20 protein-coding genes and 1 other RNA gene are annotated in these 25,945 nt (G+C 44.9%); 8 read left to right on the forward strand and 13 right to left on the reverse strand.

The window, feature by feature from the left end; translation table 11 throughout:
- Positions 1 to 38: 38 nt before the first annotated feature.
- The 4 genes from ACX5KA_RS06105 to ACX5KA_RS06120 form a co-directional block, all read right to left on the reverse strand.
- Positions 39 to 1,211, reverse strand: coding sequence for an FAD-dependent monooxygenase (locus ACX5KA_RS06105; protein WP_239258647.1), 1,173 nt, complete (start codon positions 1,209 to 1,211; stop codon positions 39 to 41).
- Positions 1,198 to 2,544, reverse strand: a complete 1,347-nt coding sequence (locus ACX5KA_RS06110) for an FAD-dependent monooxygenase (protein ID WP_458730671.1) — start codon at positions 2,542 to 2,544, stop codon at positions 1,198 to 1,200. Before ACX5KA_RS06110 ends, ACX5KA_RS06105 begins: the two co-directional genes overlap by 14 nt.
- Positions 2,545 to 2,749: 205 nt before the next feature.
- Positions 2,750 to 4,069, reverse strand: coding sequence for a Xaa-Pro aminopeptidase (pepP, locus tag ACX5KA_RS06115; protein WP_458730672.1), 1,320 nt, complete (start codon positions 4,067 to 4,069; stop codon positions 2,750 to 2,752).
- A 72-nt stretch (positions 4,070 to 4,141) separates the two neighbouring features.
- Positions 4,142 to 4,708 carry a UPF0149 family protein gene (locus ACX5KA_RS06120; protein WP_458730673.1) on the reverse strand — a complete coding sequence of 189 codons (567 nt, stop codon included), beginning with the start codon at positions 4,706 to 4,708 and terminating at the stop codon, positions 4,142 to 4,144.
- Between the two features lie 595 nt (positions 4,709 to 5,303).
- On the opposite strand from ACX5KA_RS06120, the gene ssrS reads away from it, so the two are divergent.
- The 7 genes from ssrS (at position 5,304) to serA (ending at position 12,065) form a co-directional block, all read left to right on the forward strand.
- Positions 5,304 to 5,486: non-coding RNA, 6S RNA (ssrS, locus tag ACX5KA_RS06125), on the forward strand.
- Between the two features lie 21 nt (positions 5,487 to 5,507).
- A complete protein-coding gene (locus ACX5KA_RS06130; protein ID WP_039218556.1) occupies positions 5,508 to 6,404 on the forward strand; it encodes a ribokinase in 897 nt (298 codons plus the stop codon).
- Positions 6,405 to 6,426: 22 nt separating this feature from the next.
- Positions 6,427 to 7,368: a nucleoside hydrolase gene (locus ACX5KA_RS06135; protein WP_014980008.1), complete on the forward strand. Its 942-nt coding sequence runs from the start codon at positions 6,427 to 6,429 to the stop codon at positions 7,366 to 7,368.
- Between the two features lie 66 nt (positions 7,369 to 7,434).
- Complete coding sequence (locus tag ACX5KA_RS06140; RefSeq protein ID WP_458730674.1) at positions 7,435 to 9,063, forward strand: hybrid sensor histidine kinase/response regulator; 1,629 nt, start codon at positions 7,435 to 7,437, stop codon at positions 9,061 to 9,063.
- A 33-nt stretch (positions 9,064 to 9,096) separates the two neighbouring features.
- Positions 9,097 to 9,744: a 5-formyltetrahydrofolate cyclo-ligase gene (locus ACX5KA_RS06145; protein WP_458730675.1), complete on the forward strand. Its 648-nt coding sequence runs from the start codon at positions 9,097 to 9,099 to the stop codon at positions 9,742 to 9,744.
- Positions 9,745 to 9,834: 90 nt separating this feature from the next.
- A complete protein-coding gene (gene rpiA, locus ACX5KA_RS06150; protein ID WP_039218561.1) occupies positions 9,835 to 10,491 on the forward strand; it encodes a ribose-5-phosphate isomerase RpiA in 657 nt (218 codons plus the stop codon).
- A 344-nt stretch (positions 10,492 to 10,835) separates the two neighbouring features.
- Positions 10,836 to 12,065, forward strand: coding sequence for a phosphoglycerate dehydrogenase (serA, locus tag ACX5KA_RS06155; protein ID WP_458730699.1), 1,230 nt, complete (start codon positions 10,836 to 10,838; stop codon positions 12,063 to 12,065).
- A 118-nt stretch (positions 12,066 to 12,183) separates the two neighbouring features.
- Here the strand turns inward: serA and ACX5KA_RS06160 are convergent, their stop codons facing one another.
- The 7 genes from ACX5KA_RS06160 to ACX5KA_RS06190 form a co-directional block, all read right to left on the reverse strand.
- Entirely contained in the window at positions 12,184 to 12,942 is a 759-nt protein-coding gene (locus tag ACX5KA_RS06160; RefSeq protein WP_458730676.1) for a DUF481 domain-containing protein, read from the reverse strand.
- A 213-nt stretch (positions 12,943 to 13,155) separates the two neighbouring features.
- Positions 13,156 to 13,959, reverse strand: coding sequence for a DUF481 domain-containing protein (locus ACX5KA_RS06165; protein ID WP_039218564.1), 804 nt, complete (start codon positions 13,957 to 13,959; stop codon positions 13,156 to 13,158).
- Positions 13,960 to 14,094: 135 nt separating this feature from the next.
- Complete coding sequence (locus ACX5KA_RS06170) at positions 14,095 to 14,919, reverse strand: HDOD domain-containing protein (RefSeq protein ID WP_458730677.1); 825 nt, start codon at positions 14,917 to 14,919, stop codon at positions 14,095 to 14,097.
- Positions 14,920 to 14,940: 21 nt separating this feature from the next.
- Entirely contained in the window at positions 14,941 to 15,231 is a 291-nt protein-coding gene (locus ACX5KA_RS06175) for a DUF1289 domain-containing protein (protein ID WP_458730678.1), read from the reverse strand.
- Positions 15,232 to 15,410: 179 nt separating this feature from the next.
- Positions 15,411 to 16,121, reverse strand: a complete 711-nt coding sequence (locus tag ACX5KA_RS06180) for an SIMPL domain-containing protein (protein WP_458730679.1) — start codon at positions 16,119 to 16,121, stop codon at positions 15,411 to 15,413.
- A gap of 163 nt (positions 16,122 to 16,284) precedes the next feature.
- Positions 16,285 to 19,407 (reverse strand): efflux RND transporter permease subunit, encoded by a 3,123-nt coding sequence (locus ACX5KA_RS06185; protein WP_458730680.1) that lies wholly within the window; start codon positions 19,405 to 19,407, stop codon positions 16,285 to 16,287.
- A complete protein-coding gene (locus ACX5KA_RS06190; protein WP_039218571.1) occupies positions 19,407 to 20,684 on the reverse strand; it encodes an efflux RND transporter periplasmic adaptor subunit in 1,278 nt (425 codons plus the stop codon). Before ACX5KA_RS06190 ends, ACX5KA_RS06185 begins: the two co-directional genes overlap by 1 nt.
- A gap of 405 nt (positions 20,685 to 21,089) precedes the next feature.
- On the opposite strand from ACX5KA_RS06190, the gene ACX5KA_RS06195 reads away from it, so the two are divergent.
- A complete protein-coding gene (locus ACX5KA_RS06195; protein ID WP_458730681.1) occupies positions 21,090 to 22,172 on the forward strand; it encodes a LysR family transcriptional regulator in 1,083 nt (360 codons plus the stop codon).
- A gap of 156 nt (positions 22,173 to 22,328) precedes the next feature.
- Here ACX5KA_RS06195 and lpdA read toward each other — a convergent pair whose 3' ends face one another.
- Both lpdA and aceF read right to left on the reverse strand, forming a co-directional pair.
- Positions 22,329 to 23,750, reverse strand: coding sequence for a dihydrolipoyl dehydrogenase (gene lpdA, locus ACX5KA_RS06200; protein WP_458730682.1), 1,422 nt, complete (start codon positions 23,748 to 23,750; stop codon positions 22,329 to 22,331).
- 132 nt (positions 23,751 to 23,882) lie between these two features.
- Complete coding sequence (gene aceF / locus ACX5KA_RS06205) at positions 23,883 to 25,934, reverse strand: pyruvate dehydrogenase complex dihydrolipoyllysine-residue acetyltransferase (protein WP_458730683.1); 2,052 nt, start codon at positions 25,932 to 25,934, stop codon at positions 23,883 to 23,885.
- Positions 25,935 to 25,945 lie beyond the last annotated feature (11 nt).

Genomic DNA, 25,945 nt, shown 5'->3' on the forward strand with positions numbered 1-25,945 from the left:
TGTGGGGATACCTCAGACTCTGACCCCATTTTTTGGATTTATAGGCCCATGGCATGGCTGACGAAGGCGTTTTTAATGGTGCTGAGTTTGTCTGTGGCTGAAAGACCGATTCCTCTGAGCAACTTTTTGAGGGGGTCGTCGCCGTCGAATAAGAATTTAAAGCCGTCCATTGCGGCAATCATTTTCGTGGCTTCTGTTTTACGGCTTCGCTCGTAGCTGCGTAAGTGCTTGTACAAACCAATGTCTTTGCCCGACGCCTTTAAGTTGTTTAGGGTTTCCGCCAGTGCGAGCGCATCTTGCATTCCCAAGTTAGCGCCCTGCCCTGCAAGCGGGTGAATGGTATGCGCTGCGTCGCCTACCAGCACCACACCGTCTTTCGCCCACTGGCGTGCATAACGCATGGTCAACGGGAAAGCGGCGCGCTTGGTTTCAAGCGAAATAGTGCCAAGAACGCTATTACTAGCCGCAGTTAACGCATTGCAGAACGCAGCGTCATCCAATGCCATTAATGAGTTTGCTTGCTCTGGCGTTTGAGACCATACAATAGAACATACATTTGGCTCAGACATAGGCAGTAGCGCGAGCGGTCCTGTGGGTGTGAACGCTTGTCTCGCCACATTATTATGCGGCTCTACCGTTTTGATATTAGCGACAATCGCGGTATGCTCGTAGTCTTTAAAAGTAATAGGCAAGCCAGCCTGCTTTCTCACAAACGAATTTGCGCCATCGGCGCCTACTAACAACCTGCAGCTTAGCACGTCGTCATTATCAAGCATCAGCATGGTTTGATTTGGGCCAGCTAACACTCTATCAATACCCGCGGTGATCAACTCCACGTTAGGCTGCACTTCCACAGATTTAGACAGTGCATTAACTAAAGCCTGATTCTCTACAATCACGCCAAGAGCATCACTGCCCATTTCATCGCATGAAAAGTGAATGTCGCCAAAACTGTCTTTGTCCCATACATGCATGTCGGTGTAAGGGGTGGCGCGGTCTTGCTGCAAATGCGACCACACATCAAACTGTTGCAGCGCTTTAATATTAGCCTGGTTTATGGCACTCACTCTCGCCGTAGGCTTCTCGTCCAGAGTCTGATAACACGCCGCTTTATCGACTATTGCTATGCTCAATTCACTGTGTTTAAGCGCCGCTGCAAGGGTTAGCCCTACAATTCCGCCGCCCACTATCGCTATATCAACATGCTGCATTGTTATCTCTTTTTCTTAGTGGTGTTTCGCCGTAGCCCGTCGTGTGTTTAACAAACGCTTTTTTCGCCTGGGGCATCATGCTTAATGCCAATAACGATACATTACGCCCAATTACCGTTGGAAAATACTGGTTTGAAAAGGTGCGAACTAGCGTATCGGTCAGGGCTATCGTGTTATCCCTGTCATTCTTACGCGAATTGGCGTAATGCTGAGTAATACTAAAAGCACCTGCATCGAAATTAGCGGATGCGATTGTATCGTTTTTCTCTTCACATGAATTATGCTCGCCGTGCTTTTCCGCTGACGCTTGCAGCACCGACACCAAAGCATTTAAGTCGCGTAAGCCTAGATTGAAGCCTTGCCCTGCAATAGGATGTAGCGCCTGTGCCGCATTCCCTACCACCACGGTGCGATGACTAGCAACTTGCTGGGCTTTAGTAAGCGCTAACGGGTAACTTGCCAACTCACTGACTCTCAATACTTTGCCCTGTCGATAGCCAAATGCTTCCTGTAGGGCCTTGATAAATGCGCATTGGTTTAATGCCATTAACGACTTTGCTGCGTCAGTATCTACAGTCCATACAACTGAAAAGCCGTTTCCACTAGCCTTGATATCATCGATTTCACTGTCGAAAGGCAGGAACGCTAGCGGGCCACTTTGGGTGAAACGCTCGTACGCTTTGTTTTCATGTGGGAGCTGAGTGTGTACGTTAAAGACAATGGCCGTTTGATGATAATCATCGACTGTTTTTAAAATGCCAACCTGGTCAGCTAATCCTGAACGACCGCCATCGGCTAGTACCAGCAACTTTGTGGTAAGCGATTGCCCACTATCTAGCTGCACCTCTACAAAATTAGACTGCTGCTTTACGTTCGTTACCTTGGCAGGTGCGATATATTGGTAGCTTGAGGTTGCACCTGCCGCCAATCGCGTTAGTGCGCTTAAGCTCACCACCTGGCCAAACGCGTCAATGTGGTAGTCACTGCTTTGAAGGTCTAATAGCCCCAAGTGCCCCTTGTCGCTAACCTCAATATGCTTAATTTGAGGAGGTAACTCACCGTTGTGCTGCTTAGCTACATCATCAAGGTTTAGCCCCATGTGAGACAGTTCTTCAACGGTACGCCTTGCCAAGGCAATAACACGGGTGTCGGTAAAAGGGTTAAAGTCGACAAAGCTTTTGCTGGTTTGCTCTGGGTCAGCCGCATCAATTAGGGTGACAGATAAGCCAGAGCTGTTTGCAGGAGATACTTTCTCTGCGAGTGCTTTGGCTAATACAGTACCGACAATACCACCACCAATAATTACTACGTCAACCGCTGCTGCCGATTCCACTGTTTTTATTTTCCTGTTGCCCAGAGGCTATAATTATTAAAAGCGTTAATTCTGAGATTTTTTCTTTATATTAAAGGCTAGTTTTTAGCGTAATTTAAACTGCTAGTTTAAACCGGTAACTTAAACCGGTAACTTAAACCAAAATTCCGTATTTCACACTTATCGCAGTTTTTCAAACCTTGGTAGACTTAGCAAATTTTGACAACTAGGCTCTGCTTTCAGCCATAAGTGCTTCAATCTCATCAATGTCTTTTGGCACATCTGCAGTAAGAATATCGACACCCGTCGCAGTAATCACCACATCATCTTCAATTCTTACACCAATGCCTTTGTATTTTTCCGGCACGTTGCTGTCTTGGCTAATGTAAATGCCGGGCTCAACAGTGATCACCATGCCAGGCTTTAACGGACGGTCTTCACCGTCAATTTTGTAGTTGCCTACATCATGCACATCTAGACCTAAATAGTGCCCTAAACCATGCATGTAAAACTGACGCCACGTTTCATTTTCAAGGTTTTCTGCCACACTACCTTCAAGAACGCCAAGGTCAACTAAACCTTGAGTAATAATTTCTACGCTATGTAACATGGCTTGTGACAAGGTGACGCCAGGCGCTAACATGTCTAACACGCTTTTTTGCGCTTTTAATACAACGGTGTAAATTTCGCGCTGAGCGTGGCTGAACTTTCCATTTGCAGGAAACGTTCGCGTGATATCCGCAGCATAACCTTGATATTCAGCACCTGCGTCGATCAAGATCAAGTCACCGTCATTTACCTGCGCGTTATTTTGCGTGTAATGCAAAATACACGCATTATCGCCGCTTCCAACAATAGTACTATAAGCGGGTGAACGGGCTCCCGCCATGGCAAATTCATGGTGAATTTCAGCTTCTAGCTGGTACTCGTAACAACCAGGCGCAGCGAACTGCATAGCTCGCTTGTGCGCACGTGCGCTTATCTCACCCGCCGCTTTCATCATGGCCACTTCACACGCTGACTTGAATAAACGCATTTCGTGTAAAATAGGCTGTAAGTCGTGAATCGCCCTTGGCGCCAATGATTCTTTAGGCGCATCGCGCAAGGTGTTTAGTGCCTCAGTAAATAACAGGTCATTGTCTTTCTTGTGCCCCAACGAAAAGTACACATTGTCTTGACCCTGAATTGACGCTAACAGCGCTTCTTCAAGTTCTTGCAACTCAAACGCTTCATCTAGACTAAATCGGGCAAGTGCAGCTTCGGCTCCCAAGCGTTTGCCGTGCCAAATCTCTGCACTTTTGTCTTTCTCTTGTACCACCATTGCACGATAACTTTCACCATAACGAGGGTGGTTAGACAATATCAACCAAGCATTAGGCTCTTCAAATCCTGTCAGATACCAAAAGTCGCTATCTTGCCTGAACGTATATTCGGTATCGCGACTTCGGGTTACCATACCTGCTGCTGGCACAATACACACACTTTTTGGCTTGCACTGAGCAAGTAGTCGGTCTTGCCTAGCGATAAACTCTTGCGCACTAATCATAAAAAAGAAAACCCTAAAAAACTCTCGTTAAAGCAAATGGCGACTTACCGCCGCTTCTATTACCTTAAATTATTAGTGTACGGATGGCGTGTCTTGTTGATCATCTAGCAGCGATTGACCAAGTTCGCTGAAGCATAAAATTGCTGAAATTTTCACGTATTCTTCAACTTCAAATAGCGCCTTCTCTGACTCTTCATCTGCATCCATCGGCTCTTCCATGCGTGAAATATCTGAAAAATCTTCAAGTGCTTCTTTTACATCGTCAGAACATTGCATAAGATCTTGTTGGTGTAGACCAAACCCAAGCATAAAACCTTGCACCCAATTAATCAGTGCAGCTCCGCGGTCATTTATCGGAGCTTGGTCGTCAGGAAGTAACAAATTTAGCGCAAATTCTGGCTCAAGAAGCTGCTGACAGGTTTGATTGAAAAGGTTATTCAAAAGGTGCTTAGTAGGGTCGCTAAACGCATCACCCTGATTAATGGTTTCACTTAACGCTTCTAGCCACTTTTGGTCGGTCAGCGACATGCCACCACAAAGCATACCGCAAAGAATGCCATGCACTTCTGCAGCGTCAACAATTACACCTTGCTGAGACAATTTATTACTTACGCTATCGTAATCGAGCTTTTTTTCCACGAATTGTTCTCTTTTGTTTTGAATAGTTTGAGATTCAGGCGCCACTTTTATAAAGTGATTAATTACCATCTATTTTGGCGGCGACTTACGTCAATGTCATCTCTTGATGGAGTTAATACTAGCAAATATCAATGTGTAACGCCTCCTTTTGCCCTGCCACTGCTCTAACTTTGAACAAACGGCAAAGGTACATTCAGGGTCTAATAACACTGTGTCGTACACACTTTAAACGATGGTGCTTAATCGTTGTTTACTCACTGTTCAAACAGTGTTTAATTCGCGGTGATTTAGCTAAATTCGTTGCCGGACCGCTAGCAACATCGTCAGATTTCATCTAAGATCGTGGTTGTTGGATATGGAATTCCTCCCGCAACAGCATGACAGTGTTCATTAGCGTTTAATACCAGCATTTGCTTGTTGGTTATTATTGAGCTTCTCTTATATGCGTGTATAATTGCTGACCAATTGGTCAAGAAAAGTAATATTTTTTTACCGCTTTTATAATCACCACGCAAAATAGTTATAAAGCGCTTTAGGTGATCCTCTTCACTGGATCTCGCGTTTGTTATACCCTGTTGCGTTAATACAACAACAATGTTTCCTGGGATGTTTGCTAGTTCATTCATGTCCCTGGCCGATGCTTTAAACCAAGGAAGTTGAAACAGCTGCTATTGTGCAAGCTCGACGCGTATCGAGAAGCCTACGGCAATTGTGATACTTCCGCCCTGAACTTTTCGGTTCACGGGCGAAACATGGACAGCGGCATTCTGGGAAGCGCCCTCTTTCGACGGAAGAAGAAATGGCAATAATAAATTTTGGCTCTATCAATATTGACCACGTTTACCAAGTAGAACACTTTGTGCAGCCTGGTGAGACGTTGGCCTCTACCCATTATCAAACCTTATTAGGTGGTAAGGGTGCAAACCAGTCTATTGCTTTAGCGCAAGCAGGTGCAGACGTAAGACACGTCGGCAGCATTCACGAAAACGACGCCTCATTTAAACAAGCTCTTATTAAGAAGGGTGTTGATTGTCGTGGCGTAAAGTGCTCAGAAGTTCCTTCAGGTCACGCGATTATCCAAGTCACGCCTAGCGGTGAAAACGCCATTGTATTGTTTGGTGGTGCTAACCAAACCATTACCGCAAAAACCGTAATGCAAGCGTTAGACGATACGCGTCCTTCAGATTGGGTACTAACCCAAAATGAAACAAGCAGCATTGAAGAAGTACTTCGCCAAGCGAAAGAAAAGCAGCTTAAAGTAGCTTTTAACCCAGCGCCTATGAGCGAGTCGGTTAAGCAGCTTCCATTAGACTGTGTAGATTTACTTATCGTAAATGAAACCGAAGCTGCTGCGATTACCGGTAAAGAAGAACTTGAAGATATTGTGACAGTGTTCAAAGAGCAATGGTCACACAGCGAAGTTATTATTACACTAGGTAAAGCGGGTGTAATGATGCTGCGCAAACATGAAGTTGTAGAAGTAAAAGCATTCTCTGTAGACGCGGTAGATACCACCGCAGCCGGTGACACCTTTATCGGTTATTTCCTGTCTGCATACAGCAACCACACCGATGCTAAACAAGCATTGCGTCGCGGGTGTGCAGCTTCAGCTATTGCGGTAACCCGCGAGGGCGCAGCGCAGAGTATTCCAACACAAAAAGAAGTGGATCGTTTCTTAGCGAAACACGCCAACTAGCAAGACGCACTGAGATAAATTGATGGCACATAAGATCATATTAGATACGGATCCGGGGATTGATGATGCAATGGCGATCTTTTTCGCCTTTCAATCTCCAGATATTGAAGTACTTGGCTTAACTACCGTTTACGGTAACGTTCCAGTAACAATGGCTGCGCAAAACGCACTAACACTTTGTGAAATTGCAGGTAAAGATATCCCTGTAACTAAAGGTGTTGGTATGCCGTGGGTTGGCCCAGAGTCAACGTACGCACACTTCGTACACGGCGAGCACGGCTTTGGTCATATTAAGCCTGAAGCGCCTAAAACCGAGCTTGACCCACGCAGCTCTGCGCAGTTTATCGTTGATATGGCGCGTAAATACCCTGGCGAAATCACCATTGTTGCTATTGGTCCACTAGGTAACTTGGCCCTTGCACTTCGTCTTGAGCCAGAACTGCCTAAGTTGGTAAAAGGCGTTAGCATTATGGGTGGTGCAGCGTTTGTACCAGGTAATGTTACGCCAGTGGCTGAAGCGAACATTTGGAACGATGCACATGCAGCAGAAATCGTTTTCGCAGCAGACTGGGAACTGACCATGTTTGGTTTGGACGTGACAAACTTCACGCCTTTCTCGCCAGCCTTTGTTGAAAAGCTTGAAGAGAAAAACAATACCCTTGGTGGTTTTGTGAAAGAAAGCGCCCAGTTCTACATGGATTTCTACTCGCAAAACCGTGAAGATCGCGTGTGTTTCTTCCACGATGCATTCCCGATTGCCCACCTTCGCCACCCTGAGCTATTTGAACTGACTGAAGGTCACGTTCGTGTTGGAACAGGGACACTAGATAGAGGGCAAACTGTAGTTGCACCTAAAGGTACAACACCGAGCCCGCTATGGAATGAAGCAAATACCATAAAGGTAGCGACTAAAGTTGACCACAAAAAGCTGGAACAACTATTCATAGACACCTACGCTCTATGATATGTTTAAGGGATTGTTAATACACAATCCCTTTTTTATTTACAGCTAGGTTTAAACTCAACGGTTATGAAAGCGGCGCCCCTCCCTCAAAATGAAGACGAACGTCTTGCCGAACTACTCAGCTATGACGTGCTTGATACCGAAGCTGAACAACTCTTTGATGACCTGACAGCGCTCGCTTCGCAAATTTGCGAAACCCCTATAGCACTTATTAGCTTAATAGACCCTGATCGCCAGTGGTTCAAATCACGAGTGGGGTTGGATGCTGAAGAGACGTCCCGGGAAATTGCTTTTTGCTCTCATGCGATTTTGCAAGAAGAAGTGTTCGAAATTTCTAACGCCACATTAGACCCTCGATTTCATGACAACCCTTTGGTAACAGGTGCCCCTGATATTCGATTCTATGCTGGCGCACCACTCATCACCCCATCGGGACACGCAATCGGTACACTTTGCGCCATTGACCGTAAACCTAAAACACTGACAGAAGCGCAGAGAGCATCACTTCAAACCCTAAGCAAATCGGTAGTAGCGCATTTAGAACTAAAGCGTAAAAACCGAGAGCTAGAGCGTACCAGCCAATTTAAATCTGATTTTTTGTCTTACATAAGCCACGAAATCAGAACGCCACTTAATGCGATAAACACATTTAGCCAACTGCTTGAAGGCGAAGCTCAAAAGTTAAATTTACCCTCGTCATTTACTACACCACTTTCCCATGTGAGCCAAAGCGGTGAAAGGCTTTTAGAAATAGTAAATTCTGTTTTAGACATAAAGCAGATAGAAGCGGGTAAAATGCGCGTAATGCCGCGCGCTGTAAACACCAAAGATTTTTTCACCCACTTGTTTTCATTAACGAAGATCCGCGCTGAAGACAGCGGTATCATATTTTCTACAAATATTGATGACGCCGTACCCGATACGCTGTTTTTTGACGACACCAAATTTGGACAAGTCGCGCTTAATTTGCTGTCCAATGCAATTAAGTTTACTGGTCGCGGTAAATCTGTGAAGGCGCAGGTAAAATACAAAAGCGGCAAGGTAATATTTAATGTCATTGATCAAGGCATTGGTATGAGCGATGACGATCAAAAACGGCTTTTTACACCTTTCGAGCGAATGGAAAACGCCCGTCAAATAAGTGGAACCGGCTTAGGCTTGAATATATCGAAGCGCCTTGTCGAGCTCATGGACGGGTCTATTAAAGTTAGTAGTAAGTTGAATCACGGTACCCGAATAAGTGTTACCTTACCTGCCGACGCCCTAAGCGCAAACCAGTTCGTTGAGGCTCAACCGCGCAGCTTTGTCGCCCAAGTAAACATAGATAACTCAGTAAATGTATTGGTAGTTGAAGACCACTATATAAACCAAGTGGTTATTCAAACCTTGTTCGAAAAACTGGGCGTGTCGCTTTCTGTGGTAAGCACTGGCGAGGAAGGCGTTGAATACGCCAAGTCTAATCCAGTCGACTTAGTTCTTATGGATCTTAATTTACCAGGTATTCAAGGCGATGAAGCAACATTAAAAATAAAGGGGTTTAAGCCAAATTTACCTATTGTTGCATTAACGGCGGATGTGATAACTCAGCCAGAACATTTGCGTGAGCAAGGCCTTGATGATGTCTTGACCAAACCCATTGAGAGTAGTGAATTGGTTCGTGTACTTAATCACTATTTAGGTGAATCTGATCGTTAACTTTTTGGTTTAAAGCGAGTAAGGCCTTCAATCATGCAGATAAACGTTTCACAAGAAAGCATGCAAGCTCGCGCACAGCTGCGGAAAAAGCTTCGCGTAGCGCGCCGTGAGTTATCTAGTGAACAACATGAGGATGCTGCAAAACGCATAGCATTACAACTCAATGCCCTGCCTTTTCTCAACGAGGGCACAACAATAGCGGGGTATTTAGTTAACGACGGCGAAGTCAATTTAAAGTACTACATCAATTCTGTTTGGCAGGCTTCAAGCAAAAAAAGATTCACACTTCCTGTACTACACCCTGTATGCAAAGGGCATCTACTTTTCTTAGCTTACAACCCAAACACCCAGCTTATTTGGAACAAATACAACATTGAAGAACCCGTGTTGGCTTGTAAAGACGTTGTTCCTGTTACGCAATGTGATGTTATTCTTATGCCGCTTGTAGGCTTTGATAATAACGGTAATCGCTTAGGCATGGGTGGTGGCTATTACGATCGTACATTAAGCTTTATTCAGCGCCAAATAGGTTCTCATTCGCCTCTTAAAAAACGTGCGCCAAAGTTGGTAGGCATTGCCCACGACATTCAAGAAGTAGATGCCCTACCTATTGCACCGTGGGATGTGCCGCTCGATGCTATAGTAACACCCACGCGCACCCTGCATTTTACTAACTCATGATAGTCATTATAACAAATTGAATATACGAACTTGTGGGTTCATGTACGCTTATACGATACACTTGCGAACACAATAAGTCGGAGAATGACCATGGATCAGAACGCAAAAAAACAAGCCGTAGCCAAAGCAGCCATCGAATATGTTGAAGCAGATAGCATTGTAGGTGTGGGTACAGGCTCTACCGTAAATTTCTTTATTGAAGAACTCGGTAACATTAAACACAAAATTGAAGGCGCAGTATCAAGCTCAGAAGCATCTACCGAGCGTTTAAAAGCCCTAGGCATTGAAGTGTTCGAGTTAAACGAAGTCAGCAACCTTTCGGTTTATATCGATGGGGCTGATGAGGTTACTGAACACAAGCATATGATTAAAGGTGGAGGCGCAGCACTCACTCGCGAAAAAATTGTAGCCGGCGCCGCAACTACTTTTGTGTGTATCGTTGATGAAAGCAAGCGTGTGCCTGTATTGGGCTCATTTCCACTACCGGTCGAGGTTATTCCCATGGCTCGCTCTTTCGTAGCACGAGAGCTAGTAAAGCTTGGTGGCGATCCTGAATACCGACAGGGAGTAGTGACAGATAACGGTAACGTTATTTTAGATGTACACAACCTTGAGATTCTTAATCCGCGCGAACTGGAACAAAAAATAAATAATATTCCGGGCGTAGTGACTAACGGTATCTTTGCGCTAAGAGGCGCGGATATTGTACTAAGTGCCACAGAAAGTGGTGTTGAAACCTTTAAGTGATAGCTTGGCACGGCGTATAGTACGGTGAAAAGCTATACAAAATACTGCTTTCAACTTAATGCGTTTTCTGTTAATTTCCGTTTAGACGTCTAGATGTCTTTAGTGAGGTGCGAGGCGTTTTAACGCTTACGCTAACTAAGGTCCGCGTCATTAGTAGCGAAAGCAATCAACGCGATTATAAAAGCTTGGTAGCAGTTTTGCTAAAGCAAGGCTTCAGAGCAGCGTAGTGATGCACATTACCGCACAGGTTATACAAAGCTACGCTTTTAATACTTGTACGTTCAGTTAGTCTTGGATTGGCGATGCAAGCAAACCAAATTACATCAGTGAGAGATAGCGAGTTCATGAGCAAAGTTTCATTAGAGAAGGATAAAATCCGAATTTTGTTGTTGGAAGGTGTTCACCAAAGTGCTTTGGAGACACTAAAAAGCAATGGGTATAGCAACATTGAATTTCTCAAAACCTCACTTCCTGAAGATGAGTTAATTGAGAAGATAAAAGACGCCCACTTTGTTGGTATTCGCTCGCGTACCCAAATTACCGAAAAAGTGGTTGATGCAGCGCAAAAGCTTGTGGCTATTGGCTGTTTCTGCATTGGCACTAACCAAGTTGATCTTGACGCCACACAACGTCGCGGCATCCCGGTATTTAACGCCCCGTTTTCTAATACTCGCTCGGTTGCTGAACTGGTTCTTGGGCAAATTATTCTTCTACTTCGTCAAGTACCAAGCAAAAACGCCAAAGCCCATCGTGGTGAATGGGAAAAAACTGCGGTTGGCTCTTACGAGGCTCGCGGAAAAACCCTTGGCATTATTGGCTATGGTCACATTGGTACTCAGCTAAGTATTCTTGCTGAACATTTAGGTATGCGCGTTCAATTCTTCGATATCGAAGATAAACTTGTGTTGGGTAACTCTGCCCAGGTGAAGTCACTGGGAAAACTGCTTAATACCTCTGATGTGGTATCGCTACACGTGCCTGAAACGCCTCAAACACAAGACATGATTGGCGAGAAAGAACTGTCTCAAATGAAAAAAGGTAGCATTTTAATTAACGCTTCTCGCGGTACCGTCGTTGATATTGACGCGCTTGCAAAGGCATTGGAAAGCGGCCACCTTAATGGCGCAGCAATTGATGTATTCCCAGTAGAGCCTAAGTCTAATACTGAAGAGTTTGAGTCACCGCTTCGTGCGTTCGACAACGTTATTCTTACGCCACACGTGGGCGGAAGCACACAAGAAGCGCAAGAGAACATCGGAATTGAAGTGGCAGGAAAACTAGCGAAATACAGCGACAACGGCTCTACGCTATCAGCGGTTAACTTCCCTGAAGTATCGCTGCCTGAGCACACCGGTCGTTCACGACTGCTTCACGTACATAGAAACCAACCGGGTATTCTTACCCAAATTAACCAAGCGTTTGCAGAAAAAGGTATTAACATTGAAGCCCAGTATCTACAGACCAACGCGGAAATTGGTTACGTGGTTGTGGATGTTAAAGAAGACCGTGGCTATGAAGCATTGGCAGAGCTTCAACAAATTGATGGCACAATTAAGACTCGCATTCTTCACTAAGAAGCCTTGTTTGTAGCCTAAACAAAAAACGCTGCACTGTGTGCAGCGTTTTTTTATGCTTATCATTTTACTTCGATATTTTGAAGGGCCTATTGACCTTTAAACAAATTAGTTCGGCTTAGAAGAAGTTGTAAACTAGGCTTACAGCAGTTTCAGTATCAAGCTTTTCTACATCTTCATCAACGTTGGTGTTGTGGTCTAATTTAAATGAAAGGCGCATAGAAAGGTTACCGCTAATGGTAGCCGTAAGCGCAGATTCGGCACGTGACTTAGTGTTGTCAGCCCCCACTTCCGTACTCACTGTTTGAGTGAATTTAGCAGTATCAGAAATCTTCCAAGAATATGCTGATGATGCACGAACAATCATGCTATCAAGGTTTTCACCGTCTTGAGTTTCAATAAAAGAATAACCCGGACCGATTGAATATTCTAAGGTATGGCGTTTGTTTTGAAGAACCTTTTGGTTCCAACCCGCAGCTACAGTAGCCTGGTAGTTAAAGTTGCTGAACCGGTCATCTTCATAAGATGCAAATCCGAATAAACGGTTATCTGGGTTGGCGAGTTTGTAGTTACCCTGCGCTGAACCGAAGAACTTCTGTGCAGAAGTAAATTCGATATCTTCTTGCTCGCCTGCATCATTTTCTTGTTGAACAGTTTCCTGTTTGTACAGACCTTTTAAAACGTAGTCGTTACTCCACTTCTCAAGTTCTTGATGCGCTTGAATACCTGCGCTGATAGATGTTGTTTCAGTGTTACCTGAGGTAGAGATAAAACCTAGCTCACCTTCCATTGTGAAAGGCTTCACTTCATCGTCTTGAGCGAAAACAGCCGGAGAAAGAGAAATTGCAACTAGAGATGCAAGCACTTGCTTTTTCATTGAACAATCCTATTGATTATCGGTCCATTCGTTGTACGCGATACCTTTTGAACTGCAAGGCGGTACAACACGAGTTTAAAAAGAAGTCTATTAAGTAATGCACCAGAGGAACTGGTATCACAAACAATGGTGCGAAGTGTACATTTTCAAACCTCTCAGTCAATGAGAACGCGGCAAAAAGCCTATATTCGACTATTAATTTACACTAATTGACTAAAAGAATTGATAGACCAGCGCTACCGATGTTTCTGTGCTTAACGCCGCGACATCTTCAGGAGTGTCTGTTTCGTGATTTAATATGAATGATAATTTCATTGCCAATGATCCAAATACATTGGCAGAAAGCGAGGTTTCTGAGCGAGATTTTGTATTTTCTTCGCCGGCCTCTGTACTAACGAATTGTCTTAATTTTGCACCCGAGCTCCAATGATATTTATACTCGGCAGACGCTCGCACTATAATGCCGTCATTCACAAGGCTCTCGTTGTCTTCTTCCGCTTCAATAAAGGTATACCCTGGCCCGACACTATAACGAAATTCGCTATCTTCATTTCGCCACACGCGCTGTGACCAACCCGCAGCAAGTGAAGCACGGTGTTCATAACCGGTAAACTGATCGTCTTCGTAATCGCCATACATGAAGAGGCGTCGTCCCGGCGTAAGAAGTTTATAGTCGAATTGTGCGCTCGTGAAAAAGCGCTGTGCGCTGATATCGCGCTCTGTGGTCGGCGTACCACTTTCTTTATAAAGCAGTTCAGCAAAATAAATACTGCTCCAGTTTTCGGTTTCGTGGTCAGCGTTGACCGCCGCTTTAACGCTTGCTGCAGACGTGTTGCCTGTATTAATTAAAACACCGAGCTCTCCGTCTAATGTAAAACGCGGTATTTCATCATCGGCGTCGGGAGTAAAATCTGCATGATAAAGCGTTTCAATAAGATCCCTCGCGTTTGCAGATAAACACACGCCAATACAAATGGCACCTACAACAACACGTGGCCGGAAGATTTTTCTAAACATAATCTGATTTTACGTCGAGCTATTATAGTTATTAGATTACGTCTATTCGAGACGCACGTAATACCAATCCTCTGGGAGAGCTTTACTCTGATTTACAATATAAAAGTGCGGTGACAGAATTGATGCACTGAAAGCTCAGTGAATAAGCGACACAATTTTTGCTGTTTCTTGCTCAGCATATTCAATTGAATTACTTATCACTTCCATGTCGAGACTTACTGTATTGGCTATTTCTGGCGTAAAAAGTTCAATGTCAGCATAGTTTTCTTTATCAAGTTGACTAAGTGTTATACGACTTGCAATTGCAAGAACACATACATCAACGTCAGAAGTATATTTTGCTGCATCGTTCATAAACGATACGGGATAAAAAAGACCAATCGGTAAGTGCCATTTTTCAAGTATGATACCGCTGCAATGTGCAAAGGTAAAACCGAAATGAGCCAGTTGCTCAATATGTGGCAAGTCACTCTTTTTCCCATTTCGGTAATTGTCATAAAGCTTAGGCTCTTTCTTCGCAACAATGAGCTCGCTCAGGTTTTGCAAAATACCCATCACGAAAAAGCGTTCGGCGCCACGAACATTCAGCCGCATGGCTAGACTCTTCGCCACCATCCCGCAATAAACAGAAGCATGCCAGTGCTTGTCTAAATCAATTAGCAATGTATCAAAATGCTTAAACGCAGTGGTTGCAGTTTCAGCAATAACCAAATTATAGAGGGCTTCGCCACCGATAACATTTATGGCTTTTGTTACAGATTCGATTTGAGAGGGGAAACGAAAAAGCGAACTATTGGCCAGGCGTAACACCTTAGCAGTGAGAGAGGGGTCGGCACTGATTAGTACAGCGATGTCTTCAATACTCGAACGAGGATTGTCTAGCGTTGAGCGTAAGCGCACGCAAATTTCGGGTAGCGTAAATGATTTCGCAGCATACGAAACATACTTTTCTAACGGCATTAATAAATCTCAAACTCTTTTTTAACGACTTTCAGGCGGCTCATCGAAAAGAGAAAACTGTTGTGCCGCCTCCTCGCCCTTCAGTGCTTGCGTTTTGCGTAATTTTGATAAAACTGCATTTTTACGTCGTACACACGCACTAATTATCTTTCTTTTTGTTGCATCATCAACTTTAAGCCAATAAAGGCGCTCATCACGACTTCTATAGCAGCCTTTGCAGTACCCTCTTGGACCAGACTCGCAGACACCTACACAAGGACTTGGGATTTCAAAAAATTCAAGCTGCTTAGATTGAGCTTTGATATCCGTCATTTCAGGCTTACCACCCTTAGTCAATGAGCTTTAAGTGCTTGAGAATACTCGGCACTATCCTAAATTAAAACGCATATAGGCGAATCTAGCCAGTAGACATTAGCAGTAATCTAATACATAAAGTGCACAAATGCGCGTTCTACTCAATATTGCGTGAGCGTATTAGCATAGCATGAATATTAGTCAATAAGGGTATATTCGATGGTAGACACCACGCGCACTTTCTTTATATGTGGATGATGACTATCGCGACTAGAAATACTGAACTGCCCTTGGTTGGCGCGCTTAATTTTGCCCAACGTACTTTTTGAATCTTTGGCAAATTTTTCCGCCACCTCTCTCGCATTGAGCGTAGCTTCTTCAATCATTGCCGGCTTTACTTCGTTTAAGCGGGTAAATACATAATCGGGCTGAGCACGGTAGCTTTGGTCTGATAATACAATACCCGTTTTAATTAACTCCCCAATTTGCTGCATAAGCGCTCGCACCTTTTCAACATCATTTGAAAAGACAGTAACAGTTTGAATGGCACTGTAGCGAAATGGCGCTTTTTCACTACTTCCGTATTGTTGCGCCAATTTGTCATTTATTTCAGGCTTTCCAATAGTAATACTTTCTGCTGAAATGCCCTTCTCTTCTAAAAAGTTAGCCACCTGAAAGCTATTCTTTTCGATATGTTCATACAGTTGAGGTAAGTCGTTGCCCGCGTCGACAAATTGAATAGGCCAAATAACCTGATCAGCAATGTATTCTCGCTCTGACAATCCTTTTACGGTTACTACTCTATCCCACGTTTGCATATCGTTCATGGCAGAAGACACCTGAACACCAAGCAAAGACACAGCAACCACCATGCCCATTGCCATTACTATCGCCGCACCTACTTTCATTCGAATCTCCATTCTTTCTGTTTTCAACAGGATACGAGCGAATATAAGCTTTTCGGTTTCACAAAACGAGATAAAAGCTGACCAATGGTGGCAAAAAAAAGGCCACTCAAATGAGTGGCCTAAAGAGCCCCTTAAGAGGGCAACGCTTGGGTAGACGGGAGAGTTAACCTTTACGCTGTATCAGGTAATAAAATACCGGAGTTAAGATAAGTCCAAATACGGTAACACCAATCATGCCTGAGAATACTGCCACACCCATGGCCTGACGCATTTCAGAGCCGGCACCGGTTGATACCGCCATTGGCAGCACACCCATGATGAAAGCAATGGACGTCATTAGTATTGGACGAAGACGTAAGCGACTTGCTTCTTTAATGGCTGAAAGCGCGTCCATCCCCTTGTCTTGAAGCTCTTTTGCAAACTCGACAATAAGAATGGCGTTCTTCGTTGCAAGGCCAACCAGTACAATCAGACCTATTTGGGTAAAAATATTGTTGTCGCCGCCATAAACTTGCACACCAATAAGCGCACTCAGCAAGGTCATGGGAACAATCAATATGATTGCCAGTGGCAAACGCAGGCTTTCGTATTGAGCAGCCAGCACTAAGAACACTAAAAGCACAACTAATGGGAATACAAACGCTGATGCATTACCCGCTAATATTTGCTGATAGGTGATCTCAGTCCACTCGTAAGTCATGCCAAGTGGTAACGTTTCAGCCAGTATTTCTTCAATAGCTGCCTTCGCTTGGTCAGACGAATAGCCTGGCGCTGCTGCACCGTTTATTTCAGCGGTGACGTATCCGTTATAGTGCATAACACGGTCTGGGCCTGCACTGTGCTCAATGTTCAAGAATGAGCCAAGCGGGATCATCTCACCTTGTGCATTACGCACTTTAAACTGCGTAATGTTCTCAATATCCTGACGGTATTGGGCATCAGCTTGTACATTTACTTGATAAGTTCTACCGAACAAGTTGAAGTCGTTCACGTATAACGAACCTAAGTAGCCCTGCATGGTGGTAAACAAGGTATCGATGTTTACACCTTGGCTCACCGCTTTTTCACGGTCTACATCTACATCGAGCTGTGGTACAGCAACAGTGAAGCTGGTAAATGCATCGGTTAGCGCTGGGTGTGCCCACGCTTTGCCAATCACTTCTTGCGTTACGCGCTCAAGTTCTTCAAAGCCTAGGTTCCCTCTGTCTTCAACCTGTAAACGAAAACCACCAATCGTGCCTAACCCCATTACTGGTGGCGGCGGGAATATTGCCACAAAGGCACCTTTAATAGACCCAAAGTTCTGGTTAAGCTGGGCGGCAATGGCACCACCAGATAGATCAGGCGTCGTTCTCTTATCAAAGTCAGTCAGCGTTGCAAACAACACACCTGAGCTTGGGCTATTGGTAAACCCGTTAATATTCAAGCCAGGGAATGCAATCGCATCTTCAACGCCAGGGTGTTCCATAGCAATACGAGACATTTCACGGATCACTTCTTCAGTTCTGTCTAAGCTTGCTGCATTAGGCAGTTGAGCAAAGGCGACCAAATACTGCTTATCTTGCGGCGGAACATAGCCTGTTGGTGTATTGGCAAACTGGAAGTAAGTGAGCCCTAGCAGACCCGCGTAAAGCACCATGATGATACTGCTCTTACGGATAAGCCCACCCACAGCACCAGTGTAGCGCTTTGAGTTACGGTCAAAGAAACGATTAAACGGTGAAAATACAAAGCGGCCAAACACTTTATCCATTAAACGGGTTAACCAGTCATTCGCTTTACCGTGAGGTTTCAACAGCAATGCAGATAATGCAGGGCTAAGCGTTAACGAGTTAATTGCAGAAATTACCGTAGAGATAGTAATTGTTAGCGCAAACTGCTTATAGAACTGCCCAGTAAGCCCGCTCATGAAAGCAGTAGGTACGAATACCGCAGCAAGTACCAGTGTTGTGGCAATGATAGGACCGGTTACTTCTTTCATTGCCTGTACGGTGGCTTCAAACGGCGCTTTGCCTTCAGAAATATTACGCTCTACGTTTTCGACAACAACGATGGCGTCGTCTACAACAATACCGATTGCCAACACAAGACCAAACAGCGACAGTGCATTAAGCGAGAAGCCCATTAACTGCATAAAGGCGAACGTTCCCACAAGTGAAATAGGTACTGCAACGAGTGGGATAATAGACGCACGCCATGTTTGTAAGAACAGTACAACAACAAGTACAACTAACAATACGGCTTCAAGAAGTGTACTAATTACCGCTTCAATCGAACCGCGAACAAATACGGTAGGGTCGTAGGCTATTTCGTATTCAAGGCCTTCAGGGAACGCCTTAGACAGTTCCGCCATTCGAGCGCGAACGTCATCTGAAATTTGGATTGCATTAGAGCCTGGTGCTTGGAAAACCGGCACCGCTGCCGCAGGGTTATTGTTAATAAGTGAACGAAGTGCATAAAACTCTGAACCTAGTTCGATACGCGCAACATCTTTAAGACGGGTTATTTCACCATTATCACCCGACTTAACAATAATATTTTCAAATTCTGCTTCATCTTTTAAACGGCCGCGCACATTTATAAGCAGCTGAAATTCGCTGGTGCCCGTAGGCTGTGCGCCTAGGCTACCTGCCGCCGCTTGCTGGTTTTGATCGGCTATAGCTGCTGCCACATCGCCAGGGTTTAACTGGAGCGCAGCCAGTTTGTTGGGGTCTAACCACACTCTCATGCTGAACTCACCAGCACCGAACAGGCGCACTTGCCCAACGCCATTGATTCGCGCTAGCTCGTCTTTAACAAACTGATCGGCATAGTTTGAAAGATAAAGCATGTCATAACGATTATCAGGCGACGTCAGGTGCACAACCATGGTTAAATCTGGTGACGATTTTTCAGTTACCACACCTAGGCGCTGCACTTCTTGAGGTAAACGTGGCGTAGCGCGATTTACACGGTTTTGTACCAACGTTGTAGCTTCATCTGGATCAGTGCCAATGGCAAACGTAATTGTTAGCGTCATACGGCCATCACTGGTTGCCTGTGATGACATGTACAGCATGTTTTCAACACCGTTTATCTCTTGCTCTAGCGGCGTTGCAACTGTTTCCGCGATAACTTCTGGATTTGCACCAGGATAATTCGCAGTTACCACCACGGTAGGCGGCACTACTTCTGGGTATTCAGTGATAGGCAGTTGCCAGACAGCAATTGCACCACCTATAAAAATAAGTAGGGAAAGCACGCCCGCAAAAATTGGGCGGCTAATGAAAAACTGCGAAATGTTCATTACTTAAGACCTGCTGTTGCTGTACCTGTGGCAAATGAACCACCAGATAAAACATCCTCAACCTGCGCCATGTTTTGGGTTACTTGTGTTGCGTTATCAACACGTGACTGCCAGCTAGATAAGTTTGCCAGAGCATCTTCATCACCCATAGGCACTTCGTTAGCGGCAACTTGGGCACCAGGGCGAACGCGCTGTAAGCCATCAACCACAATGGTGTCGTTTACATTCAAGCCGCTTGTGATGATGCGCATGCTGCCCACTTTGTCGCCTAGCTTAACCGCACGGTATTCCACTTTACTTTCGTCGTTTACAACCAGTACAAACTTATTATTAAGATCTGTGCCGATAGCTTTTTCTTTAATAAGAATGCCCTGTTCATCGGTGTCACCTGCCAATTTTAAGTGTGCAAATAATCCCGGAATTAAACGACCTTCTTCGTTATTAAATACGGCGCGAACGCGAAGTGTGCCGGTGCTACCGTTAACCTGGTTGTCGATGAAATCAATTTGACCCCAGTGGTTATAATCAGACTCGTTAGCAAGGCGCATCGCTACTGGCTGTTCATTGACTGCGGTAGACGCATTGTTATCGCTACCTACGTAGTTCAGATACGTCTGCTCATCAATATCGAAATACGCATACAATCGGTCGGTGGAAACGATGCGGGTGAGTTCAGTTTGTCCTGCGGTAACAAAGTTACCTTCAGTGATGTTTGCGCGAGAAATACGCCCAGAAATAGGTGCTTCAACACGAGCAAAGCCACGATTTAGGCGCGCTACTTCAAGTGCGGCTTGCGTTTGATTTAAGCTAGCAAGCGCTTGGTTTTTCTCAGCTAAACGAGCGTCAAGAACTTCTTCAGAAACCGCCTGAGTTTTACGAAGTTTGAAAGCACGGCTATAGTTTTGCTCAGCCAACTGAACGCGACTTTTGGCTTCTTCAAGTTGTGCAGTCAGTCGATCAACTTCTGCTTTAAACGTGCGGTTATCAATTAAGAATAGAGTTTGCCCTTGTTCGACATATTCGCCTTCGTCAAACGCAACAAAGTCAATGTAGCCCGACACGCGAGGACGAAGCGCTACAATTTGCGGAGACTCTAAACGGCCTGTAAAATTATCCCACTCGGTTAAACGCTGAGACACTACCGTTGCCACATCAACAGGAACACCAGCATTTGCGCTAGCGCTCATTGATTGACTTGGATCCTGCTCGTCACCACCGCATGCAGCGACAAGCGCAGTTAGGCTTACTATTGCCAATAGACGGGTAAAAGTTTTCATTGCAAGATTCTCTAAAAAATTAAACTAAAGTTTGATGCTGCGCATTATGCACACCATCAAACAATAAAAATAATTATCTTTTTATATGCAACACATCACATGATGTTATATATTGAGGATCGGGCTGACAGAGACAACTGCTTTTAAAGATTTAGAAGAATGGTTTCGCAGAGAAAATGAGAAATAACCGTATAAAAAGCGAGAGCTTAGGGAGATCAACAGTTACAGCGATATAGTGTACCAGTGTCGCTCGTCGCATTCATTTGGAAAATAAATGCTTTTAGCTATAACCTATAACTAAACTATGTCAGTTAAGTTACATAGCCAAAAACGAAGTAAACGGCAGCTTTTTTCATTGTTCTATAGGTGAAAGTAGACTGTCCGCAATAGACACCGGAGACAACCATGCGTCCACATGATTTAAATTTATTGATGATTTTTGATGCCATCATGACCGAGGGTGCAATTACCCGCGCAGCTGACAGGCTGTCGATGACGCAACCTGCGGTATCTAACGCACTCTCTCGTATGCGCACAGCCTGGAAAGATGAACTGTTCGTTAAAGATGGCCGTGGTATTCAACCTACCTCATTTGCTAAAAATCTATGGAGTCAGATTCAGGGCCCCTTAGGCGAGCTCGAAGTCGCCGTTAACCCAACTGACTTTAACCCTGCAACAGCTAAGCGTACCTTTCGTATAGCTGCAACTGACAGCATCGTTTCTATGGTGTGGGGGCCGCTACGCAAAGTGATTGAGAATGAAGCGCCAGGTATTAATATCCATGCCATTCCTAATTACGACATGGAAACCGACAAAATACTCAAAGACGCTGAAGCAGAGCTCACTTTCTCTAAATATCAGGAGCCTGGCTCTGTTATTCATGCCGAACATGTTCTCGACCCAAGCTGGGTTGTGGTAATGCGCCCCGATCATCCACTAGCAAAATCTCAATTGACCTTAGAAGACTTTGTTGCGGCTGATCATCTTCTAGTTTCTGTTACGGGTGATGTGACTGGCCCTACAGATCAGGTGCTGGCGAATTTAGGCCTTAAACGCCGCGTGGCAATGTCAGTAAACCAGTTTTATAACGCTACACCGTTATTAAAAGAGAGCAACCTTATTTGTGTAGCACCGTCTTTGGTAATGGAAAAAGAAATTTTCTCAGGGGAACTGGCGGTATTTGAAACGCCAATAGAAATTGTCAGCTCTCCGCTGTCTGTGATGTGGCACAAACGTCAGGATCAAGACGCGGGTTTACAGTGGCTTAGAGGACTCGTAGTTAGATTTATTCGCGAGCGTGTACAACGTCATGAAATGCTGCTCTCTCAATGCTGTAGAAAAGCCTATTGCGCCGAAACGGTTAAGCGCTTTATGGACCAGCGTAATATGAACTGCGAAGAATTTACGCCAGCCCATTTGAAAACGCCCAGCAATGATGAAATGGACGAAAGACGCGACACAGTAGCGGTTGGAAAAGAAACGGCTTAATACTAGCCTGCTTAGTTAACTACCCACTCGGCGAGACTTAACATGTTCGTCATCGCGTTGTGTTATCGCAGGTAAAGTGGTTCTAAAACATTCAAAGCCCTAATAAAAAAACCGCTCAATGAGCGGTTTTTTCATAATTCGAACAAAGAAGCTAATTTACTTCTTTTTCTTCGCTTTCGGGTTTGGCAGGTCAGTAATACTTCCTTCGAAGATTTCAGACGCAAGACCAATTGATTCGTTAAGCGTTGGGTGAGCGTGGATAGTCAATGCTACGTCTTCAGCATCAGCACCCATCTCAATAGCTAGGCCGATTTCGCCAAGCATTTCGCCCGCGTTGGTACCTACCATAGCACCACCGATTACGCGGCCCGTTTCTTTTTCGAAAATCATCTTGGTCATACCGTTAGTTGCATCAGATGCAATTGCACGGCCTGAAGCAGCCCATGGGAACGTTGCTGTTTCATAGCTTACGCCCTGCTCTTTCGCTTCTTTTTCAGTTAGACCAACCCAAGCAACTTCTGGCTCAGTGTACGCTACTGAAGGAATAGCGCGTGGATCGAAGTAGTGTTTCTGTCCAGCAATTACCTCTGCAGCAACGTGCCCTTCGTGAACTGCTTTGTGCGCAAGCATAGGCTGACCTACAAGGTCACCAATTGCGAAGATATGGTCAACGTTGGTACGCATTTGCTTATCAACATTGATAAAGCCTCGGTCGTCAACGTTTACGCCAGCTGCATCTGCGCCAACTAGCTTACCGTTTGGCTTACGACCAACAGCAACAAGTACTTTGTCGTAGCGTACTGGCTCTGCAGGCGCTTTCTTGCCTTCAAATGTTACGTACAAGCCATCGTCTTTTGCTTCAACCGCAGTCACTTTGGTTTCAAGCATGATGTTAAACTTGTCTTTGTAGTCTTTCATGAACACTTTCATGATGTCTTTGTCAGCTGCTGGAATTAGCTGATCTAAGAATTCAACTACATCAATGTTCGAGCCAAGTGCTTCGTACACAGTACCCATTTCTAGACCGATGATACCACCGCCTAGTACTAGCATTTTCTCTGGAATGTCTTTCATTTCCAGTGCGCCAGTTGAGTCAATTACACGATCATCTTCTGGGATGAACGGTAGGCTTACTGGCTCAGAACCCGCAGCGATAATCGCTTTTTCGAAAGTAATAGTAGTAACGTCGTTACCATTTTTTACTTCTAGGGTGTTTGCGCCTGTAAATTTACCGAAGCCTTGTACATGCTTGGTTTTACGCATTTTAGACATACCGCTAAGGCCATTTGTTAACTGCTTAACAACGCCGTCTTTATATTCGCGGATTTTATCTAAATCGATGGTAGGCTCGCCAAACGATACACCGTGGCTAGCAAGGTGCTTCGCTTCTTTCATCACTTTAGCAACGTGAAGAAGGGCTTTTGAAGGGATACAGCCAACGTTAAGACAAACACCACCAAGCGTGTCGCGTGAGTCTACGATAACTGTTTCAATACCTAAGTCAGCCGCACGGAATGCTGCTGAATAACCGCCAGGGCCGCCGCCCAGTACCACCAATTGCGTTTTAATTTCGCTCATTGTGAACCTCAATCCTGTTCTTGTAGGGTCATGCTATTACTTTTGTGTAATAGCATAACCTAAATGCCACCAAATGGGCTTATAAAATCGTCGAAAATGTTACTGATATTGTAAACTTTTTCGACCTTTTATTTAAAGTATGATTCTGCGTAAGTCAGTTAGGTTTGCAGCAACCTCAGTAGAGAATCTTGCACCTACCGCACCATCGATGACTCGGTGGTCGTATGACAGGCTTAGCGGCACCATTAAGCGCGGCTCAAACTCTTTACCATTCCACTTAGGCTTCATCTCAGACTTCGACACACCTAATATGGCGACTTCTGGTGCATTTACAATAGGTGTAAACGCCGTGCCACCAATACCACCTAGACTAGAGATGGTGAACGTTCCACCCTGCATGTCAGCCGCTTTAAGCTTGCCTTCACGGGCTTTCTTAGAAGTGTCGATAAGCTCTTGAGACAGCTGCTCAATACCTTTCTTATTCACGTCACGAATAACAGGTACAACAAGGCCTCCCGGTGTTTCAACCGCAATGCCAATGTTGATAAACTTCTTAATGATTAAGCTTTCGCCGTCGTCAGAAAGCGATGAGTTGAATACTTCGTATTTCTCAAGCGCTTTCGCTACCGCTTTCATAACGAATACTAGTGGTGTGATCTTAAGACCAGACTTAATTTTCGCGTGGTAAGCGTTTTGCTCTTTACGGAATTCTTCAACTTCAGTGATATCTGCTTCGTCGAACTGCGTAACGTGCGGGATAGTCGCCCAGTTACGGTGTAAGAACGGTCCAGAGATCTTTTGAATTCGAGAAAGCTTTTGTTCTTCAATCTCGCCAAACTTGCTGTGATCAACAGGCTTAACCGGAACGATTTGAAGTACGTTGTCGCCCACAGGAGCACTGCCTGAAGCTGCTGCTGTGCGAGGTTTCGCAAGCTCAGCTTTCACATAGGCTTGAACGTCTTCTTTCAAGATACGGTTTTTAGGACCAGAGCCGTTAACTTGAGTAAGGTCTACACCAAACTCACGAGCAATACGGCGAACCGAAGGAGAAGCATGTGCTTTACCTGTATTCTTGGCTTCTGGCGCTGGAGGCACAGGAGAGCGACCTTGCGAGGCTTCCTGCTGTGACGCTTGTTGAGTCTCTTCTTGCTGTGACTCTTGTTTAGTCTCTTCTTGTTTAGGCGCTTCAGCAGGCTTTTCAGCTGCACTTGAAGAAGATCCACCGCTGGTCTCAAGCTTAACAACCAAGGTGCCTTGCTTAACTTTGTCACCCGCTTTGATAAAGACCTCTTTAATCGTACCTGCATGTGTTGAAGGCACATCCATGGTCGCTTTATCAGTTTCTAGCGTAATAAGACCGTCTTCTTTTTCAACGGTATCGCCAGCTGATACAAGCACGTCGATAACGTCAACTTCACCGTCTTCACCAATGTCAGGCACGGCTACCTCAATGGTTTCGCTACTTGCAGACGCCGCTGGCGCTGATTCTTGCTTTTCACTTTCCTTGGCAGCCGGTGCAGACGCTTCAGAAGATACATCGCTAGACGCCGATTCACTTGAAGACGAGCCTGAGCCCGCTACTTCAAGCTTAATAACAACTGTGCCTTCCTTCACTTTATCGCCAGTACTGATGAATACTTCTTTCACCGTACCTGCGTGTGTTGAAGGAACATCCATGGTTGCTTTATCGGTTTCAAGGGTAATTAGCCCATCTTCTTTTTCAATGGTGTCGCCCACAGAAACCAATACGTCGATTACGTCTACTTCGTCGTCAGAACCGATATCCGGAACTGCAACTTCAATCACTTCGCTGCTGTCAGACGCAGCTGGCGCTGCTTCTGACTTGCTTTCGTCTTTTGGTGCTTCTTCTTGCTTGGGCGCTTCTTCTTGTAAAGCATCGTCTGAAGATGATTCTTCAGCGGCGCTCTCACCAGCACTATCACCACCAGCAACTTTCATTTCACCAATCACATCGCCTTCTTTGATTTTATCGCCTACTGATACAGACAGGCTTACAATCTCACCTTCAAACGGTGCTGGGATGTCCATTGACGCCTTGTCACTTTCAACAGTAACAACGCCTTCATCAGCCTCAATGTTGTCGCCTACGGCAACACATAGCTCGATAACTTCAACTTCGTCACCGCCTACGTCGGGTACGATAATCTTTTGAATATCTGACATATGTAAAATAC

The organism is Alteromonas alvinellae, from assembly GCF_902705805.1.

What these genes read in the sequence shown, in the direction of transcription:
- ACX5KA_RS06105 (WP_239258647.1), bottom strand. Translation starts at nt 1,211, where the DNA reads ATGCAGCATGTTGATATAGCGATAGTGGGCGGCGGAATTGTAGGGCTA.
- pepP (WP_458730672.1), bottom strand. Translation starts at nt 4,069, where the DNA reads ATGATTAGTGCGCAAGAGTTTATCGCTAGGCAAGACCGACTACTTGCT.
- ACX5KA_RS06130 (WP_039218556.1), top strand. Translation starts at nt 5,508, where the DNA reads ATGGCAATAATAAATTTTGGCTCTATCAATATTGACCACGTTTACCAA.
- ACX5KA_RS06135 (WP_014980008.1), top strand. Translation starts at nt 6,427, where the DNA reads ATGGCACATAAGATCATATTAGATACGGATCCGGGGATTGATGATGCA.
- ACX5KA_RS06140 (WP_458730674.1), top strand. Translation starts at nt 7,435, where the DNA reads ATGAAAGCGGCGCCCCTCCCTCAAAATGAAGACGAACGTCTTGCCGAA.
- ACX5KA_RS06145 (WP_458730675.1), top strand. Translation starts at nt 9,097, where the DNA reads ATGCAGATAAACGTTTCACAAGAAAGCATGCAAGCTCGCGCACAGCTG.
- rpiA (WP_039218561.1), top strand. Translation starts at nt 9,835, where the DNA reads ATGGATCAGAACGCAAAAAAACAAGCCGTAGCCAAAGCAGCCATCGAA.
- serA (WP_458730699.1), top strand. Translation starts at nt 10,836, where the DNA reads ATGAGCAAAGTTTCATTAGAGAAGGATAAAATCCGAATTTTGTTGTTG.
- ACX5KA_RS06160 (WP_458730676.1), bottom strand. Translation starts at nt 12,942, where the DNA reads ATGAAAAAGCAAGTGCTTGCATCTCTAGTTGCAATTTCTCTTTCTCCG.
- ACX5KA_RS06165 (WP_039218564.1), bottom strand. Translation starts at nt 13,959, where the DNA reads ATGTTTAGAAAAATCTTCCGGCCACGTGTTGTTGTAGGTGCCATTTGT.
- ACX5KA_RS06170 (WP_458730677.1), bottom strand. Translation starts at nt 14,919, where the DNA reads ATGCCGTTAGAAAAGTATGTTTCGTATGCTGCGAAATCATTTACGCTA.
- ACX5KA_RS06175 (WP_458730678.1), bottom strand. Translation starts at nt 15,231, where the DNA reads ATGACGGATATCAAAGCTCAATCTAAGCAGCTTGAATTTTTTGAAATC.
- ACX5KA_RS06180 (WP_458730679.1), bottom strand. Translation starts at nt 16,121, where the DNA reads ATGAAAGTAGGTGCGGCGATAGTAATGGCAATGGGCATGGTGGTTGCT.
- ACX5KA_RS06185 (WP_458730680.1), bottom strand. Translation starts at nt 19,407, where the DNA reads ATGAACATTTCGCAGTTTTTCATTAGCCGCCCAATTTTTGCGGGCGTG.
- ACX5KA_RS06190 (WP_039218571.1), bottom strand. Translation starts at nt 20,684, where the DNA reads ATGAAAACTTTTACCCGTCTATTGGCAATAGTAAGCCTAACTGCGCTT.
- ACX5KA_RS06195 (WP_458730681.1), top strand. Translation starts at nt 21,090, where the DNA reads ATGCGTCCACATGATTTAAATTTATTGATGATTTTTGATGCCATCATG.
- lpdA (WP_458730682.1), bottom strand. Translation starts at nt 23,750, where the DNA reads ATGAGCGAAATTAAAACGCAATTGGTGGTACTGGGCGGCGGCCCTGGC.
- aceF (WP_458730683.1), bottom strand. Translation starts at nt 25,934, where the DNA reads ATGTCAGATATTCAAAAGATTATCGTACCCGACGTAGGCGGTGACGAA.